At 71.1% G+C, this 16,718-nt stretch carries 15 protein-coding genes; 9 read left to right on the top strand and 6 right to left on the bottom strand.

Annotated elements, in window-relative coordinates; all coding sequences use genetic code 11:
• Positions 1–40: 40 nt before the first annotated feature.
• The 8 genes from alr to tsaD all read left to right on the top strand — a co-directional run bounded on the left by alr (position 41) and on the right by tsaD (position 8,284).
• The gene (alr, locus tag FFS25_RS05010) at positions 41–1,366 is read left to right on the top strand and encodes an alanine racemase (RefSeq protein ID WP_249933780.1); all 1,326 of its coding nucleotides are present in this window, start codon (positions 41–43) and stop codon (positions 1,364–1,366) included.
• Entirely contained in the window at positions 1,359–1,958 is a 600-nt protein-coding gene (gene tsaE / locus FFS25_RS13715) for a tRNA (adenosine(37)-N6)-threonylcarbamoyltransferase complex ATPase subunit type 1 TsaE (RefSeq protein WP_058871790.1), read from the top strand. The genes alr and tsaE overlap by 8 nt, the downstream gene beginning before the upstream one ends.
• Positions 1,959–2,089: 131 nt before the next feature.
• Positions 2,090–3,271, top strand: a complete 1,182-nt coding sequence (locus FFS25_RS05000) for an amidohydrolase (protein WP_249933779.1) — start codon at positions 2,090–2,092, stop codon at positions 3,269–3,271.
• Positions 3,272–3,411: 140 nt separating this feature from the next.
• On the top strand, positions 3,412–4,977 hold the full coding sequence (locus tag FFS25_RS04995; protein WP_249933778.1) for an alkaline phosphatase D family protein: 1,566 nt from the start codon (positions 3,412–3,414) through the stop codon (positions 4,975–4,977).
• Complete coding sequence (locus tag FFS25_RS04990) at positions 4,974–5,813, top strand: polysaccharide lyase family protein (protein ID WP_137802123.1); 840 nt, start codon at positions 4,974–4,976, stop codon at positions 5,811–5,813. The genes FFS25_RS04995 and FFS25_RS04990 overlap by 4 nt, the downstream gene beginning before the upstream one ends.
• 34 nt (positions 5,814–5,847) lie before the next feature.
• Positions 5,848–6,597, top strand: a complete 750-nt coding sequence (gene tsaB, locus FFS25_RS04985) for a tRNA (adenosine(37)-N6)-threonylcarbamoyltransferase complex dimerization subunit type 1 TsaB (RefSeq protein ID WP_137802122.1) — start codon at positions 5,848–5,850, stop codon at positions 6,595–6,597.
• The gene (gene rimI, locus FFS25_RS04980) at positions 6,594–7,160 is read left to right on the top strand and encodes a ribosomal protein S18-alanine N-acetyltransferase (RefSeq protein WP_137802121.1); all 567 of its coding nucleotides are present in this window, start codon (positions 6,594–6,596) and stop codon (positions 7,158–7,160) included. Before tsaB ends, rimI begins: the two co-directional genes overlap by 4 nt.
• Positions 7,157–8,284: a tRNA (adenosine(37)-N6)-threonylcarbamoyltransferase complex transferase subunit TsaD gene (gene tsaD / locus FFS25_RS04975; RefSeq protein WP_058871785.1), complete on the top strand. Its 1,128-nt coding sequence runs from the start codon at positions 7,157–7,159 to the stop codon at positions 8,282–8,284. The genes rimI and tsaD overlap by 4 nt, the downstream gene beginning before the upstream one ends.
• Before the next feature lie 73 nt (positions 8,285–8,357).
• Here the strand turns inward: tsaD and FFS25_RS04970 are convergent, their stop codons facing one another.
• On the bottom strand, positions 8,358–9,500 hold the full coding sequence (locus FFS25_RS04970) for a glutamate--cysteine ligase (protein ID WP_058871784.1): 1,143 nt from the start codon (positions 9,498–9,500) through the stop codon (positions 8,358–8,360).
• 107 nt (positions 9,501–9,607) lie between these two features.
• Between FFS25_RS04970 and FFS25_RS04965 the strand changes: the two genes are divergently transcribed.
• On the top strand, positions 9,608–11,068 hold the full coding sequence (locus tag FFS25_RS04965) for a glycoside hydrolase family 3 N-terminal domain-containing protein (RefSeq protein WP_082676993.1): 1,461 nt from the start codon (positions 9,608–9,610) through the stop codon (positions 11,066–11,068).
• Positions 11,069–11,213: 145 nt separating this feature from the next.
• On the opposite strand, the gene FFS25_RS04960 is transcribed toward FFS25_RS04965, so the two are convergent.
• The 5 genes from FFS25_RS04960 to FFS25_RS04940 all read right to left on the bottom strand — a co-directional run bounded on the left by FFS25_RS04960 (position 11,214) and on the right by FFS25_RS04940 (position 16,544).
• Positions 11,214–12,542, bottom strand: a complete 1,329-nt coding sequence (locus FFS25_RS04960; RefSeq protein ID WP_171004102.1) for a class I SAM-dependent methyltransferase — start codon at positions 12,540–12,542, stop codon at positions 11,214–11,216.
• Between the two features lie 60 nt (positions 12,543–12,602).
• On the bottom strand, positions 12,603–13,358 hold the full coding sequence (locus FFS25_RS04955; protein WP_006213450.1) for an iron ABC transporter ATP-binding protein: 756 nt from the start codon (positions 13,356–13,358) through the stop codon (positions 12,603–12,605).
• On the bottom strand, positions 13,355–14,392 hold the full coding sequence (locus tag FFS25_RS04950) for an iron chelate uptake ABC transporter family permease subunit (protein ID WP_137802120.1): 1,038 nt from the start codon (positions 14,390–14,392) through the stop codon (positions 13,355–13,357). Before FFS25_RS04950 ends, FFS25_RS04955 begins: the two co-directional genes overlap by 4 nt.
• Before the next feature lie 14 nt (positions 14,393–14,406).
• A complete protein-coding gene (locus tag FFS25_RS04945; RefSeq protein WP_058871781.1) occupies positions 14,407–15,405 on the bottom strand; it encodes an ABC transporter permease in 999 nt (332 codons plus the stop codon).
• 134 nt (positions 15,406–15,539) lie between these two features.
• Complete coding sequence (locus FFS25_RS04940) at positions 15,540–16,544, bottom strand: siderophore ABC transporter substrate-binding protein (protein ID WP_006213447.1); 1,005 nt, start codon at positions 16,542–16,544, stop codon at positions 15,540–15,542.
• Between the last annotated feature and the right edge of the window lie 174 nt (positions 16,545–16,718).

The following is a 16,718-nucleotide window of genomic DNA, read 5'->3' as shown; positions in this document are numbered from 1 at the left end:
AGGGCCGCTGGGCGCGCGACTACGGTGCCACAATGGTCCGGTGAGCATCGATCCCCAAGCCCCTGACACCCGCAGCCAGCCGCCTGCCGCGGCTTTCGTCGCGCAGGATGTCCATCGACCAGGCGCGGCCGCCGAGCGCAGCGCCGTCGTGGATCTCGCCGCGATCCGCCACAACGTGCGGCTGCTGGCCGAGCTCGCCCATCCGGCTGCCCTGATGGCCGTGGTGAAGTCTGACGCCTACGGCCACGGCGCGGTGCCGGTGGCCCGTGCAGCGCTGGCCGCTGGGGCGCACGGGCTGGGCGTGGCGCATGTGCGCGAGGCCCTCGAGCTGCGCGAGGCCGGGATCCGCGCCCCGATCCTGGCCTGGCTGCACACCGTGGACACCGACTTCGAGACTGCGCTGCAGCGGGACATCGCCCTGGGGGTCTCCGGTGCGGAGCTCTTCGAGATCGCCGCGACGGCCCAGCGGATCGGGCGCACGGCTCGGATCCACCTCAAGGTCGACACCGGTCTGGGCCGCAACGGCTTCGCGCTGTCGCAGTGGCCGCAGGTCCTCGAGACCGTCCGCGGGCTGGAGCGAGGCGGTGCGCTGCGCGTCGACGGGATCTTCTCCCACCTGGCCGTGGCCGATCAGCCCGAGCGCCCGGAGACCGATGAGCAGGTCGAGGCCTTCGCCGCCGCCGTGCGGCAGGCACGGGAGGCGGGGCTCGCCCCGCGGTTCACCCACCTGGCGAACACGCCGGCGACCCTGTCGCTCGGGCAGCCGGGTGCGCTCGCGGATCCGCAGACCATGCGCGGGGACATCGTGCGCACCGGCGTGGGGCTCTACGGCGTCTCGCCGTTCGCCGATCGCAGCGCCCAGGAGCTCGGGCTGCTGCCTGCCATGACCCTGCGGACTTCAGTGGCCAACATCAAGCGGGTCCCCTCGGGCCAGGGGGTGTCCTACGGGCTGAGCTACCACACCTCCGAGGCGACCACCCTCGCGCTGATCCCCATGGGCTACGGCGACGGCGTGCCGCGCGTGGCCACCGGGGCCCCGGTCATGATCGAGGGCCGCACCTACCCGGTCGTCGGGCGGATCGCCATGGACCAGATGGTCGTCGACCTGCGGACCACGGAGGACATGAGCCATCTGCTGGGTGCGGAGGCGGTCCTCTTCGGCGGCGAGGGCGCCCCCTCGGTGCGCGAGTGGTCCGAGGCCGCCGGGACGATCGACTACGAGATCATCACCCGGATCTCCCCGCGCGTGCAGCGGGTGCACGTGGACACCCGCGCCGACCTCGCGTTCGACCGGGTGGCGCAGGAGCGTGCGGCCCACGCTCGGGCGAACGCATCCGAGACGGGCCAGGGCCGCGCCGATGACTGAGTCCGACGGCAGCGCGCCGCGCTGGGAGCGCACCGTGCAGGTCGGCTCGGCGATCGAGACCCAGCGCCTGGCCGAGCGGCTGGGACGCGAGCTGCGAGCCGGTGACCTGATCCTGCTGGACGGCCCCCTCGGGGCCGGCAAGACGACCTTCACGCAGGGCCTGGGTCGCGGCCTGGGAGCGGTGGAGGGGATCATCTCGCCCACGTTCGTGCTGGCCCGTCGCCACCCGAACGACGCCCACGGCCCCCGTCCCGGCGCCCCGGGGCTCGTGCACGTGGACGCGTACCGGCTGGCCGATGCGGCCCAGGTCGAGGACATCGACCTCGAGGAGACCTTCGCCGAGTGGGTGACGGTCATCGAGTGGGGGCGCGGCAAAGTCGAGGCGCTCAGCGACTCTCGGCTGGAGATCGAGATCGAGCGGCCGCAGGGAGGGCAGCGCTCGCTGTCGGACGTGCTGGCGGAGTTCGCCGCGGAACACGACGAGGACGAAGCTGCGGCCGTCGACGAGCCGCGGACGCTGCGGCTGCGCGGCATCGGCCCACGCTGGGACCGTGTGCCGAAAGCGCTGCACGACTTCGCCGACCAGGACTGAGCTCACGCTGCCCGTGCGCGGGGCGGGTGCTCCGGCGGGCGTCGTCGTCGGCCGGGAGCAGCGTCGGAGCACACAGCGACCCCGGCAGCGCGCAGCGACCAGCGTCGAGGAACCGCCCCCAGGAGAAGCCCATGAGCGATCAGTCCGCCGTCTTCGACGCCCTGCCGGTCGAGGAGAGGACAGGGCTGGACTGCGCCTCCACCGAGACGACCACCGACGAGGACGGCCGCACCGTCCCGCTGATGCACGCCTGCGGCCATGACATGCATGTGGCCGCGCTGCTGGGCGCTGCCGGTGCGATGGCGGCGCACCAGGAGGCATGGTCCGGGACGTTCATCGCGCTGTTCCAGCCCGGCGAGCAGATCGCCGCCGGTGCCCGCTCCATGGTCGACGACGGCCTGATCGAGAAGGTCCCCGCCCCCGAGGTGGTGCTGGGCAAGCACGTCATGACCCATGAGGCCGGCACCATCGGCACCAAGGCGGGGCCCATCCTCTCGGCGGGCGATTCGATCGAGATCACCCTGCACGGCTTCGGCGCCCACGGCTCCATGCCGCACCTGAGCGTGGACCCGGTGGTGCTCGCCTCCACGATCGTGATGCGACTGCAGACGGTGGTGTCCCGGGAGATCCCGCCGTCGTCGTTCGCGGTGCTGACCGTGGGCTCGATCCAGGCCGGGTCCAAGTCCAACATCATCCCCGCCACGGCCACGCTGCTGCTGAACATGCGCACCTACGACGAGGATGTCCGCTCCACCATGATCACCGCCCTGGAGCGGATCGTGCGCGGCGAGTGCGAGGCGGCCGGCTGCCCCCAGGAGCCCGAGTTCCGCTACTACGACCAGTACCCGCTCACCCACAACGACGACGACGTCAGCGCCAAGGTCACCGAGGCCCTGCGCGCCCAGTTCGGCGATGCCGTGTTCGAGCAGAGTCCGCAGACCGCCTCGGAGGACTTCAGCATCGTGCCGAGCGCCTTCGGCGTCCCCTACACCTATCTGGACGGTCGGCGGCGTCTCGAAGGGCCGCCTCGAGAGGGCCGAGTCCAGCGACGATCCCGCGGACCAGATCGCCCCCAACCACTCGTCGTACTTCTACCCGGACATCGATCCGACCCTCGAGTCCGGCACCAAGGCGCACCTGGCGGCCGCGCTGGCCTGGCTGGGCTGACCCGCTCTCCGACGAGGCCGCAGCTTCGCAGTCCCTCAGCACTTATGGGATGCGAAGGTGCGGCCTCGAGCGTCCGGGTGGAGGAATCTCTGATCGGCCGACGGCACTGCGCAGGCGCGGACGGCCCGGGGACCCGCACGATCTGATCGGCCCCAGCCGATGCGTCGACGTCTTCAACCACTCGTGACCGGCAGGTCCAGGGGCATTCAGCGCCAGTTCGGGTACGGGAAACCTGAGGCGGGGACGGTGGGGCCTTCCCCCGCAACCCCCTCCCCACGAAGGACCCATGTCACCCACCATGGCCCCGCACACCCTGAACCGACGACGGCTCCTGGAGCTCGGAGGCCTGACCGGCACCGCGCTCGCCCTGGGCATCAGCGCCCCTGCCGAGGCGAGCGAGTCCGGGGAGGCAGCCGGGGCGACGTTCGGGCTGGGAGTCGCCAGCGGCGCACCGCGCCCCGATGGCGCCGTGCTGTGGACGCGTCTGGCCCCGGACCCGCTGGCCGAGGACGGGCACGGAGGGATGCCGCTGCGGCCGGCGCCGGTGCGCTGGGAGGTCTCCCGGGACCCGGAGTTCACCCGCGTGCAGCGGCGGGGCAATGCCTTGGCCCAGCCCGAGCTGGCGCATTCCGTGCATCCTCGCGTGGAGGGGCTGGCTCCGGACACGCAGTACTGGTACCGGTTCCGATCCGGCCAGGAGGTCAGCCCGGTGGGGCGGTTCCGGACCCTGCCGGCCCCGGGACAGCAGACCGACGCGTTCTCCTTCGGCCTGGTCTCCTGCCAGGCCTGGTACCACGGGCACTTCACCGCGCACCGCCACCTGGCCCAGGAGGAGGACCTGGACCTCGTGGTCTTCGTGGGGGACTACATCTACGAGTACGGGATCACAGCGGACAACCTGTGGCGCCAGGGCGCGAGCGTCGCGCCGGCGCACGAGGTGGAGATCGAGACCCTCGAGCAGTACCGGCTGCGCTACAGCCTCTTCAAGTCGGATGCGCACCTGCAGGCCGTGCATGCACGGGCGGCGGCCGTGGCGGTGTGGGACGACCACGAGGTCCAGAACAACTACGCCGCGGCGGTCTCCGGCAAGGACGTGTCCCCGGAGGACTTCGAGCATCAGATCGCGGTGGCCTACCGGGCGTTCTACGAGAACATGCCCCTGGACCTCGAGGCCCTGCCCACCGGCCCGGACGCGGACATCACGAGCGGCTTCGACGTGGGCACGCTGGCGCGCTTCAGCCTCCTGGACTCGCGGCAGTTCCGCGATCCGGAGCCTGCCGATGCCCAGGAGCAGAACCGGGAGCAGCGCACGATCCTGGGCGCCCAGCAGGAGTCCTGGCTCGAGGGCCGCCTTTCGCAGAGCACTGCCACCTGGGACGTGCTGGCCAACGGGGTCGTGCTCACGGCCGTCTCCGAGGACCGCACCGACATGTGGGACGGCTATCCGGCAGCCCGCCGACGCCTGATGGCGGCCATGTCCGAGGTCTCCAACCCGGTCATGCTCACCGGTGACATCCACAAGCACGTGGCCGCCGAGCTCAAGGAGGACTTCGCGGATCCGTCCTCCGAGACGATCGGCGTCGAGCTGGTCTGCACGTCGATGGCCTCCGACGGGGATGGGTCCGAGACCGATGCCCACACCGCGGACTGGACCCGCCACCCCTACGTGCGCCACTACGACGGGCGCCGCGGCTACGTCCACGTCCGGCTGACCCCGCAGGAGATGACCTCGAGCTTCTGGGTCGTGCCCTGGATCGAGGCCGATGACACAGCGCCCAAGGAGCTCTCGGCGCGCTTCAGCACCCGAGCAGGAGAGCCGGGACTCGCCCCGGCCGGAGAGGACCGAGCATGAGCCCTCGCCCGCAGACCGTCCAGGACCTCGAGGCCGAGGCGGGGATCGGCCGCCTCGAGCTGCGGTGGCAGGCGCTGCCCTGGGAGCCGCTGATCGATCACTACCGGATCTACTCGGGAGCGCCCCGGGGCAGGGGGCGTGAGCCGGACCCGGAGCACCTGGTGGGCCGGACCGTCTTCCCGCGCTTCGTGCTGGACGGGCTGGACCCCGCTGGGGAGCAGCACAGCCTCACGGTCATCGCCGTGAGCGATGCGGGGCGCCTGTCCCTGTCCAGCCGGCCGCTGATCGCAGCCTCGCAGGCCTCGGTCACCGAGACCGGCACGGAGCTGGCCGCGATCGGCTCCTTCGACGGGAGGACCCACGAGCTGCAGTTCGCCCCGAAGGACTACGCGAAGATCCCGAAGGCCTACCCTCAGGCGCTCATCGAGTTCCGCCAGGTCGACGACGAGCCCCGTCAGGCCTGGCCGTACCTGCTGCCCGGTCCCGGCGACGCCTGGGCGGGCCGGAAGTCCTATCGGGCCCGCTGGGTCGTGGAGCTCGACGAGGCCCCGGGCACGACTGATCTGGCGCTGTGGCTCGTGGACACGACCTCGCTGGGCGGGAGGCTGGACATCGTCGTCAACGGGACGCCGGTGCGCGGCATCGAGCTGCCGCGGGGGTCGAACAAGGGCTCGCGGCAGGGCGATGCCACGGCGACCGGCTCGCCGCTCAAGCGCTCGCGCCACGAGCTCGAGCTCCCGGCCGGGACCCTGCGCGCCGGTGAGAACACCGTCGAGTTCGTCCTCGCCGAGGGCGGCTGGGTGGCCTGGGACGCTCTGGGCCTGTTCGCGCGCTGAGCGGGGACATGAGGCGGCGGCTTAGACTGACCAGGTGCTTCTGCTGTGCCTCGACTCCTCCTCCGCCGCCTCCGTCGCGCTCCTGCAGATCGACGACGATCCAGGACTCCCTTCCGGCGACCACGGCGCCTCGCCCGGGAAGGCCCGGGTGCTGGCCGAGTGGTCGACCGAGGACACCCGCAGCCACGCAGAGGTCCTGACCCCGGCAGTCCAGGACGTCCTGCAGCGGTCCGGGACGGCGCCCGAGGACCTGTCCGGAATCCTGGTCGGCACCGGCCCCGGGCCCTTCACCGGCCTGCGCGCAGGACTGGTCACCGCGCGCGTGCTCGGCTACGCCTGGGACCTGCCGGTCTGGGGGATGACGAGCCTGGCCGCTCTGGCCCTAGACGTCGCGGCGCTTCCGCAGCCGCCGTCGTCCTTCGTCGTGGCCGCCGACGCCCGGCGCCGTGAGGTCTACTCGGCGCAGTACCGACTGCAGGGCACGGGGGCGCCGCTGCTCGTCGACGGGCCTCGCGTCGGTCCTGCCCAGGAGCTGCCCGAGCTGCCGGTCTACGGCCGCGGTGCCGGCCTCTACGCCGAGCAGCTGCCGCAGGCCGTCGTCGAGCCGGTGCCGGGCGGGCCGCAGCAGGCGCCGTCGCAGTGGCAGGCGAGCGCGGCGTCGCTGGGGATGGCCGCCGCCGAGGCGCTGGCCGCGGGCCAAGAGCTCTCGCATGACCTTGCTCCGCTGTACCTGCGCGAGTCGGACGCCAAGGTGCCCGGGCCTCGGAAGAAGGCCGGAGCATGAGCGGGCCGTGGCAGCTGCGCACGGCGGCGCTCGAGGACGTCGCCGCACTGCACCGCCTGGAGCGGGAGCTGTTCCCCGGCGACGCCTGGTCCGAGGACATGCTCGCCGCCGAGATCTCGCATGAGACCCGCCGCTACCTGGTGGCGGTCCAGGACGAGCGGATCGTGGGATACGCCGGCGTGATGGTGGTGGCAGAAACCGCCGACGTGCAGAACATCGCGGTGATCCCGCAGCTGCGCGGGCGCGGCCTGGGCTCCGCCCTGCTGCAGGCGCTGCACGAGATCGCGAGTCGGCGCGGTGCGCAGGAGGTCCTGCTGGAGGTGCGCGAGTCCAACCAGACGGCGCAGTCGCTCTACCGGCGCTTCGGTTACGCGGAGATCGCCCAGCGCCCGCGTTACTACCCGGACGGGGAGACGGCCGTGATCATGCTCGCCCCGCTGAGCGCCGACGGAGGTGCTTCCGAGGGAGTCGGCACTCGGCACCCGCCGAGCACGACCGACCTGACGAGCCACATGGACCTGTCCGCCGCAGCGCACGACGACCCCCGGGAGGACCCGCGATGACCACGACCGACAGCCCCCTGGTCCTGGGCATCGAGACCTCGTGCGATGAGACCGGCGTGGGCATCGTGCGCGGGCGGCGCCTGCTGGCCAATGCCGTGGCCTCCTCGATGGACCAGCATGCCGTCTTCGGCGGGGTCATTCCCGAGATCGCCGCCCGCGCCCACCTGGAGGCCATGACGCCCACGATCGAGGAGGCGCTGCGCACCGCAGGGGTGCGCCTGCAGGATCTCGATGCGATCGCCGTGACCGCAGGCCCCGGTCTGGCCGGTGCCCTCATGGTGGGCGTCTCTGCCGCCAAGGCGCTCGCACTGGCCACGGGCAAGCCGCTGTACGCCGTGAACCACCTGGTCGCCCACGTCTCGGTGGGCCTGCTGGATCCCGACGACGACGGCGCCCCGACCCTGATCGCGGAGGACGGCTCCCTGGTGCCCGGTCTGGGTGCGCTGCTGGTCTCCGGCGGGCACACCGAGATCCTGGCCGTGCGGGAGATCGCCGAGGACGTCGAGATGCTCGGCTCGACCATCGATGACGCCGCCGGAGAGGCCTACGACAAGGTCGCCCGCCTGCTCGGACTCGGCTACCCGGGCGGCCCCGTGATCGACCGCGCGGCCGCCGAGGGGGATCCGAAGGCCTTCCGCTTTCCGCGCGGTCTGGCCGCCGGCAAGTACATGGGCAGCGCGGAGGCCCCTGGCCCGCACCGCTACGACTTCTCGTTCTCCGGTCTCAAGACCGCGGTGGCCCGGGTGGTCGAGGCCTTCGAGGCCGAGGGCCAGGAGGTCCCGGTCGCTGATGTGGCCGCCTCCTTCCAGGAATCGGTGGCCGATGTCATCACGTCCAAGGCCATGCTGGCTGCGCGCGAGCATGGGCTGTCCACCCTGCTGCTGGGCGGGGGAGTGGCGGCGAACTCGCGACTTCGCGCCCTGGCCGCCCAGCGCTGCACCGAGAACGGCATACGCCTGGTGGTTCCGCCGCTGAGCCTGTGCACGGACAACGGCGCCATGGTGGCGGCTCTGGGCTCGCGGCTGGTCTCGGTGGGGGCGCAGCCGACCGGGCTCGAGTTCACCGCCGATCCCGGGCTGCCCGTGGCCACGGTGTCCATGCCCGCAGCCGCGCTGCAGGCCTGAGCAGGACCGACGACGCCCGAGCCCTCCCTGTCGGGAGAGCTCGGGCGCCGTCGTCGTGCGGGAGTTCGGTGCCTCAGCCCCGCCGGGCCCGCTGCACGACGTCGAGGGCGGCGGAGCGCAGGTCGCCGTCGTGGGCGGCCACGGCGGCGCGCTGATGAGTGGAGCCGGTGCCCTCGGCGATGATCCGGGCCACCCCGGCGAGCTCCTCGACGCAGCCCAGGTCCACGGCGATCGGCTGCAGGCGCTCGAGCATGTCGGCCAGGTCGTCGGTGACCAGCAGCTCCTCCAGGGCGTTGTCCCGGATGATGATCGCCTCCAGCCCGTAGCGGGCTGCGCGCCATTTGTTCTCTCGGATCAGCCACGGGCGCATCTGCTCGACCTTGCGCCCCGAGTCCACGATCCGCGAGGCCTCCTCGGCCAGGCACTGGGTGAGCGCTGCGATCGCACTCAGATCCCGCACGGAGGTGGGGGAGTCGCAGAAGCGCATCTCGACCGTGCCGTACTTGGGCACGGGGCGGACATCGAGGCGGGATTCGCTGATGTCGTCGATCACGCCGGTGGCCAGCAGATCGGAGACGCACAGCTCGAAGTCCGACCAGGTCTGGAACGAGTAGGGGATGCCCGCGGTCGGCAGCTGCTGGAAGAGCTGGGCACGGTGCGAGGCGTAGCCGGTGTCGAAGCCGTTCCAGTACGGAGAGTTGGCTGACAGCGCCAGAAGGTGGGCGTAATGGGCCAGCAGGTGGTCCTGGACCGGCAGGGCCTTGTCCTGCGAGTCGACGCCCACGTGGACGTGCATCCCGAAGATCACCATCTGCCGCCCCCAGTACTGAGCGCGGTCCAGGACGGTGAAGTAGCGGTCCTTCTCCACGACCGACTGGTCCTGCCAGCGGGAGAACGGATGAGTTCCCGCGGGGTAGATCTCGATGCCCTGGGGGTCGGTCACCTGACGGATCTCGCCGAGCATCTGCTCGAGCTGGCCCACGGCCTCTCCGACGCTGCGGCACACCCCCGTGACCATCTCCACGGTGTTGTTCAGGAACTCACCGGTCAGGATGGGGTGATCGCCGTCCTCGGCGCGCTCGGGGACCTGGCTGTGCACGGCCGCGAGGATCTCCTCGGCCCGGGGCACGAGCGCGCCGGTCTGGGCGTCGACGAGCGCGACCTCCCATTCGATGCCCAGTGTCGACTGCGGCGATGAGCTGAATTCGATGTTCACGGCACCTCGCTGGCAGGACGTCCGGGGATCCGCTCGGCGGCGACCGAGCGGATCCCACTGTAGAACAGCGCACAGCCCTCGCGGTACGGATCGCTACCCTGGTCGGCATGCCGCGTCATGAACTTCCCCCCGTCGACCGTCGCACCCACGCCCTGCCGGACTCCGCAGCTGTCCGTGCCCGTTTTCGCGCCCGTCGCGCCGGGCTCGGCCTTGTCCTCGCCGGTGGGCTCGCGCTGAGCGCCTGCGGAAGCCAGCAGGCGCCGTCGGAAGGGACGACGGCCTCCGGGGCCGCCTCGGACGGGGCGAGTGCCGCGAGCCCGTCGGAATCCTCCGCCCGCTCCGAGGCCGGCTCAGGCGAGCAGGCCGCCGGACTGCTGCCCGATGAGCAGACCCGTGCCGCGGCCGAGGAAGCCGTGTCCGAGATGACGCTCGAGGAGAAGGCCGGGCAGGTTCTCCTGGCCACCTGGAGCGGGGCGGACCCTGCCTCGGTCGATGCCCAGATCAGCCAGATCGGGGATCTGCACCTGGGCGGTGTGATCGTCATGGGGGCCAACGTCCCCACCGCCGACGGGCAGGGGATCACGGAGGAAGCCGGCGCGGGCGGCGGCGCCTCGGACGTCGACGTGGAGGCCATGCGCTCGCAGAACGACCGGGTCGGTGCGGCTCTGAGCCCCGAGGAGCGCAGCTGGTCCGGGATCATCGGGGTCGATCAGGAGGGCGGCTCCGTCGCCCGCCTGGCCGAGCCCCTGACCGTCTGGCCCTCCGCGCAGACCGTCGGCGCCGCGGACGATCCGGAGCTGACCCGCGAGGCGGCCGCCGGGATGGGTGCAGAGCTCGCCGGGCTCGGCTTCACCATGGACTTCGCCCCCGTGGCCGATGTGACCAGCCCCGACGACGCCGTCGTCCAGGACCGCGCCTACAGCGACGACCCCGAGATCGTCTCCGAGCAGACCGTGGCCGCCATGAGCGGACTCTCCGATGCGGGACTGATCTCCTCGCCCAAGCACTTCCCGGGCCACGGCTCCGTCAGCACCGACTCCCACGTGGGGCTGCCGGTCCAGCAGACCCCGGTCGAGACCCTGAAGGATGAGGACTGGGCACCGTTCCGGGCCGCGGTCGACGCCGGCGCCCCGACGATCATGATGGGGCACATCGCCGTGAGCGACTGGAACGACCAGGTGCCCGCCACGCTGGAGCCGAAGGCCTACCAGGCGCTGCGCGAGGACCTCGGCTTCCAGGGGGCGGTCGTCACCGACGCCCTCGACATGGGGGCCCTGAAGGACGTCGTGGGACCGGGCCGACCCGTCGACTCGGGGGTCACCACCCCTGCCGGTGCGGCCCTGCAGGCCGGCGCGGATCTGCTGGTGATGCCCGAGGACGAGGCCGCAGCGCACGCGGACATCGTGCAGGCCGTGGAGTCCGGGGCCATCCCGCAGCAGCGCCTGGACGAGGCCGCCACCCGGGTGGTGGCCATGCAGATGAGCTATGACCAGGCCCAGGAGTCGGCCCCGGTCGAGCCCGCGGAGCCCGGGAGCCATCAGGAGCTGGCCGCGCGCTTCGACGGCTGAGCCCGGCTGCCCGCCGCGGCGCTGAGGCCGCAGATCGGCAGCTGATCGACGTCGACGACATGCGGAGCTGCGGCTTCGACGAACGGGAGCGCCGAGGCCGCAGATCCGCAGCCGATCAGCAGCGATGGGGTGCGGTGGTGCGGCATCAGCTCATCGGCTCGACGACCAGGACCGCACGGCGCTCGCCGGAGCGGCCCTGGTCGTCGGCCTCCCACAGCCTGGTGACGATCAGCGTGGCGCGGTTCGGCCCGGACGGCTTGAGCTGCCGCCGTAGCTGCTCGGGCGTGACGTCGGTGCCTCGCTTCTTGATCTCCAGGGTGCCCACCCGGTGGCGCTTCACCCAGGTCTTGAGCACCTTGACGGTGTGCGGCAGGACCTCGCGCACGCGGTACGCCCGGGCGTACGGGGTCGATGGGTCCCGCTCGGGCTGGCCCGGTGCCGTCAGATAGGCGATGCGCGGGTGCACCAGGCGGGCGCCGAGGCGGCCGGCCAGATCCTGCACGAGCCCGGCGCGGATCACGGCGCCGTCGGGCTCCCAGAGCACATTCCCGGCGGTGACGGGCGGCCACGACACGCTCTCGGTCTCGGGCGCCTCGGTCTGCGCCGCATGCTCCGGGGGGCCGTCGGAGGGCTCGGGGAACTCAGCGGAGGAGACGAGTTCGTGGTGGCCCTGCTCGCCCATGACCAGGGCGGCGCGGCGGATCCCGGGGCGGGCCAGTGCTCCGAACCACAGCACGACCTCGACCACATCGCGGCGGTGGGAGATCCACTGCGCCTCGCACCCCTCCGGCACGGCCGCGTGCGGCAGGCCTGGACCCATCTTCACGCCCACCGGCATCCCGGAATCGGCCAGCGCCTCGACGAAGGACAGGGGAGGGGAGAAGGCTTCCGGATCGAAGATCCGCCGGGAGGCTCCGGCGGTCTCGCGGCGGGCCGGATCGAGCCACAGCGCCTCGGGGCGCCCGCCGGGCAGCTCGTCGAGGTCGAGGCTCTGGACGTCGGCCTGGACCACGCGGGTCTCGGGGAACGGCGTGAGGTTCACCGTCGCCACGGCGGCGGTGGTCTCATCGAGCTCCACGGCGGTGACGTCGAGCCCGGCGGAGGCCAGGGTCATGGCGTCGGCGCCGATCCCGCAGCCCAGATCGGCCACGCGGCGCACACCGGCCTGGACGTACCGGCTGGCGTGGACGGCTGAGACGCTCAGCCGGGTGGCCTGCTCGAGGCCGTCCTGGGTGAAGAGCATGTGCTGGGCGAACTCGCCGAACTTGGCGGCCGCGGCGGTGCGCAGCCGCGACTGGGTCATGGCCGCGGAGATCAGCTCGGGGGCGAACCCCTCGGCGCGCAGCCGCGAGATCTGCTGGAGGGCCTCGTCCTCCCGATAGGGGCCCAGCCCGTCGAGCAGTCTCATGCCCTCGGGCGTGAGCAGCGCGGCCAGGGACGCGGCGGCGGTCTCGGGGGAGGGGGTCTCTTCCACGTCCTCGACCCTAGCCTCTGAGCGGACGGTGATCGACGGAGCTGCGCGGCGACGCGAGGATCAGTAGCAGGAGGCGAGCCGGCCGTTGGGGCCGTCGATCACGGTGATGGGGGTGTCGAAGACCTCGGTGAGCACCTCGTCCGTCAGGATCTCCTCCGGCGTGCCGAAGCGGGCGATCTGCCCGTCCTTCACCGCGCAGATGTGATCGGCGTAGTGCCCGGCGAAGTTGATGTCGTGCAGCACGATGATGATCGTTCGGCCGAGCTCACGGCAGGCGGAGCTCAGGAACTGCATCATCTGCACCGAGTGCTTCATGTCGAGGTTGTTCAGCGGCTCGTCCAGCAGCACGTGATCCGTCTCCTGGGCCAGGACCATGGCCACATAGGCGCGCTGGCGCTGGCCGCCCGAGAGCTCGTCCAGGTACCGGTTCTGCAGCTCGGTGAGGTGCAGGAAGTCCAGGTACTTCGAGATGATCCGCTCGTCCTCCACGTTCAGCCGTCCCCCGGAGTAGGGGAAGCGCCCGAAGCCCACGAGCTGGCGCACCGTCAGGCGGGTGACGTAGTGGTTCTCCTGCCGCAGGATCGACAGGATCTTGGCCAGGTCCTTGGACTTCGTCCTGGCGACGTCCATCTCCGCGACCCTGATGACGCCCTCGTCGAGGGAGAGCAGGCGTCCGATCATGGTCAGCAGCGTCGACTTGCCGGCGCCGTTGGGCCCCACCAGCGCGGTCATGCCGCCGGTGGGGATCTCGAGGTCGACCGGGCCGATGCGGACCTCGTCGGTGTAGTGCTTGCGGACAGTGTTCAGGGTGATCACAGGCGTCCCTTTCGCAGGATGACGTACAGGAAGACGGAGCCGCCCACGAGCTCGATGATGATCCCGACGACGCCCTGGGCGTAGAAGACGTGGTGCATCAGGAAGTAGGCCCCGGAGAGCACCACGAAGCCCATGAGCATGGCGACCGGGAAGATCCGTCGGTGGTCGTAGGTGTCGGCGAACTGGTAGGCCAGGGTGGCCACCAGGAAGCCGAGGAAGGTCAGCGGGCCTACCAGGGCGGTCGAGACGGCCATGAGGATCGAGATCAGGAACAGGATCCGGATGGTCTCCCAGCGGTGGTTCAGCCCCAGGTTGTTCGAGACGTCGGCGCCCATGGCCACGACGTTCAGCCGCCGGGCCGACAGCCACAGCGCCAGCCCCGCGGCCAGGCACAGGGGGATCGCGATCGGCAGGAGGCTCGCATCCGCGTTGGACACGGAGCCGAAGAGCCGGGCGTTGAGGACGTCGAACTCGCTGGGGGTCAGCAGACGCTGCATGAAGGTCGACACCGAGCCCAGGCCGCCGCCGATGATGATGCCGACCAGCAGCATGACGTGCATGCTGCCTCGGCGCCCGGCGAGCAGCCAGGTGTACAGGGCGGTGGCCAGCAGGACCATCAGGGTCACCTGGACCACGAACTGGGTCATGCCGCTGAAGGCCACCAGACTGGCGGCTCCGGCGAAGTAGACCACGCCCGTCTGGATCGCCACGTACAGGGACTCGAAGCCCATGATCGACGGGGTGATGATCCTGTTGTTGGTGGCGGTCTGGAAGCTCACGGTCGCCATGGCCTGGCAGAACGCCACCACGCCCATCACGATCACATTGGTCAGCCGCAGCTCGGCGATGCGCCAGAACCCCGGCGTGCCGAACGGCAGCGGGTTGTCCCAGGCCAGCAGACCGCCGGCGAAGAACACGGACAGCGCGAGCAGCACCACGACCACGATGACGTAGCGCCGGCGGGCGGCGGGGGTCGCGAAGGCCCCGGCGCTCGAGCGCTGGGCCTTGGCGGTCGTGGGTCTGGCGACTGTCATCCGGGGGTCCTCCATCAGGCGCTGCGGCGCTGGCGCAGCAGCAGGGCGACGAACACGACGGCTCCGACGATGCCGAGGATCACGGAGACGGGGATCTCGAACGGGGCGATCAGCGTGCGCCCCAGCAGATCGCACACGGTGACGATCGCGATGCCCAGCAGGCAGACCCAGGGAAGGTTGGAGCGCAGGTCGTCGCCGCGGATCATCGAGACGATGTTGGGCACGATCAGCCCCAGGAACGGCAGATTGCCGACCACGACGGTCACCACTCCGGTGGCGATCGCGATCAGGATCGTGCCGAAGAGGATGATCCGGCTGTAGTTCAGCCCGATGCTCGTGGCGATGTCCTCGCCCAGCCCGGCGGCCGTGAGCCTGTCGGCCACGATGAACACCACGACCACGACGGCCGCCACGATCCACAGCACCTCGTATTGTCCGCGCAGCACCGAGGTGAAGCTGCCGGCGAACCACACGCCGAGGTTCTGCAGCATGTCGGTCTGCAGCGCCATGAAGGTCGAGACGGAGCCGACCACGGCGCCGAGCATGATGCCGACGATCGGCACGATCAGCGACGAGCGCAGGGACACCCGGCGCAGGAAGAGGAAGAAGACCATCGTGCCGATGAAGGCGAAGAGGATGGCGGTTGCCATGCGCGTCATGAGCGTGGCAGACGGGAAGACGATCATGGCGGTGAGCAGGCCCAGCCCCGCCCATTCGGTCGTGCCGGTGGTCGTGGGCTCCACGAAGCGGTTCTGCGTCAGCAGCTGCATGACCAGCCCGGACATGGACATGGCCGCCCCGGCCAGCACGAGGGCGATCGTTCGGGGAAGGCGGGTGATGCCGAGCATCTCAGCGCCGCCCTCCGAACCGAGGTCGTAGACCCCCGTGAACAGGGACAGGACCAGCAGCCCTGCGACCGCTGCGGTCGCCAGCCACAGCTTCCAGTCGAGCAGGGCTGCGGCGAGCCCGGATCGTCGGGTGCTCGCCTCGGCGCCGGTGCGGGCTTCGGTCATCGGGGTCCCCTCAGCATGGTCGGGCGGTGCGGAGGCGGCGCCTCGTCCCGGAAGGCCGGGCACGAGGCGCATGCCTCAGCGGCGGCACCTGCGTCGGGCCTCGACGCCGGTGCCGCCGCTGACAGATCAGCAGGTCAGCTGCTCTTGGACTCGAAGGCGTCGGCCAGGCCGTTGAAGATCTCGGTGTAGGTCTGGATGCCCTCGTTGGTGTAGGTGTCCGCCGGAGCGTAGTAGATGTTGCCCTCCTTCACGGCGGTCACGTCCTGCAGCGCCTCGGACTGCTCGATGACCTCGGCGGCGGGGGTGGCGCCCTCCTCCGAGCTCACGCCGGCGTCGCGGTCCAGGACCACGATCCAGTCCGGGTCGGAGTCGGCGATGGCCTCGACGGAGATGTCGTCGCCCTGGTGGTCGTCCGAGGCGCCTTCGACCTCGAGGGCCGGGGTGAAGCCGAACTCGTCGAACAGCGGCCCGAAGGTGCGTCCCACGCCCGGGGCGATGTAGCCGATCTCGCCGCCGGAGACGTTGACGGCCATGACGGTGTCGCCCTCCTGATAGGAGTCGGACACGCGCTGGGCGGCATCGTCCAGGCCGCCGTTGAGCGAGTCGGCCTCCGAGGTCTTGTCGAAGATCTCGCCGATGGCCGAGGTCTGGCGCTTGAGCTCCTCGAAGAAGTCCTCGCCTTCGCGGGGCTCGAACTCCACGATCGCGGCATCCGGGACGAGCTCGGCGATCTGATCGTGGTAGTCGCCGAAGCGCTGGCCGTTGACCACCAGGCTGGGCTCCACGCCGGCGATGGCCTCGAGGTCCGGCTCGCGGTGATTGCCGATGTCGACGACGTCATCGCCCTGCCAGCACTCGACCGTCTCCGGCAGCAGGGGCTTGGGTGCCGCGGCCAGCTCGACGTCCCACTCGCACAGGGTCTCGAACGTGCGGTTGTCGGTGGCAACCACGTTCTGCGGAGGCAGCGCGACGGTCTCGGTGCCGAAGTTGTCCTCGACCTCGATGCTGTCGGTCTCCCCGGAGCTGCTCTGGCTGTCCGAGTCGCCGGAGCCGCCGCAGGCGGTGAGTCCGAGGGCCAGGGCCAGGGCCAGGGGCAGTGCGGCCAGTGCGGCGCCGGAGCGGCGGCTGGGTGCAGGCATGGGAGCATCCTCTTGTCTGTCGACGACGTGGTGGCGGAGCAAGGTGAGCCTCACCTTGAGTAGGTCAGCATTACCTTACTGGTGACCTTAGAGGATTCTCCCAGCTGTTGCCAGGGCTTCCCCCGGAGTCTGCGGGCCGGCTGGGAGTCGTTCCGGGGCGTTCGCTCCTCCGCG

Source organism: Kocuria sp. 2SI, assembly GCF_005502825.1.
Taxonomy (GTDB): domain Bacteria; phylum Actinomycetota; class Actinomycetes; order Actinomycetales; family Micrococcaceae; genus Kocuria; species Kocuria palustris.
This window is presented reverse-complemented; position numbering and strand designations above follow the sequence as displayed.

What these genes read in the sequence shown, in the direction of transcription:
- tsaE (WP_058871790.1), top strand. Translation starts at nt 1,359, where the DNA reads ATGACTGAGTCCGACGGCAGCGCGCCGCGCTGGGAGCGCACCGTGCAG.
- FFS25_RS05000 (WP_249933779.1), top strand. Translation starts at nt 2,090, where the DNA reads ATGAGCGATCAGTCCGCCGTCTTCGACGCCCTGCCGGTCGAGGAGAGG.
- FFS25_RS04995 (WP_249933778.1), top strand. Translation starts at nt 3,412, where the DNA reads ATGTCACCCACCATGGCCCCGCACACCCTGAACCGACGACGGCTCCTG.
- FFS25_RS04990 (WP_137802123.1), top strand. Translation starts at nt 4,974, where the DNA reads ATGAGCCCTCGCCCGCAGACCGTCCAGGACCTCGAGGCCGAGGCGGGG.
- rimI (WP_137802121.1), top strand. Translation starts at nt 6,594, where the DNA reads ATGAGCGGGCCGTGGCAGCTGCGCACGGCGGCGCTCGAGGACGTCGCC.
- tsaD (WP_058871785.1), top strand. Translation starts at nt 7,157, where the DNA reads ATGACCACGACCGACAGCCCCCTGGTCCTGGGCATCGAGACCTCGTGC.
- FFS25_RS04965 (WP_082676993.1), top strand. Translation starts at nt 9,608, where the DNA reads ATGCCGCGTCATGAACTTCCCCCCGTCGACCGTCGCACCCACGCCCTG.
- FFS25_RS04950 (WP_137802120.1), bottom strand. Translation starts at nt 14,392, where the DNA reads ATGACAGTCGCCAGACCCACGACCGCCAAGGCCCAGCGCTCGAGCGCC.
- FFS25_RS04945 (WP_058871781.1), bottom strand. Translation starts at nt 15,405, where the DNA reads ATGACCGAAGCCCGCACCGGCGCCGAGGCGAGCACCCGACGATCCGGG.
- FFS25_RS04940 (WP_006213447.1), bottom strand. Translation starts at nt 16,544, where the DNA reads ATGCCTGCACCCAGCCGCCGCTCCGGCGCCGCACTGGCCGCACTGCCC.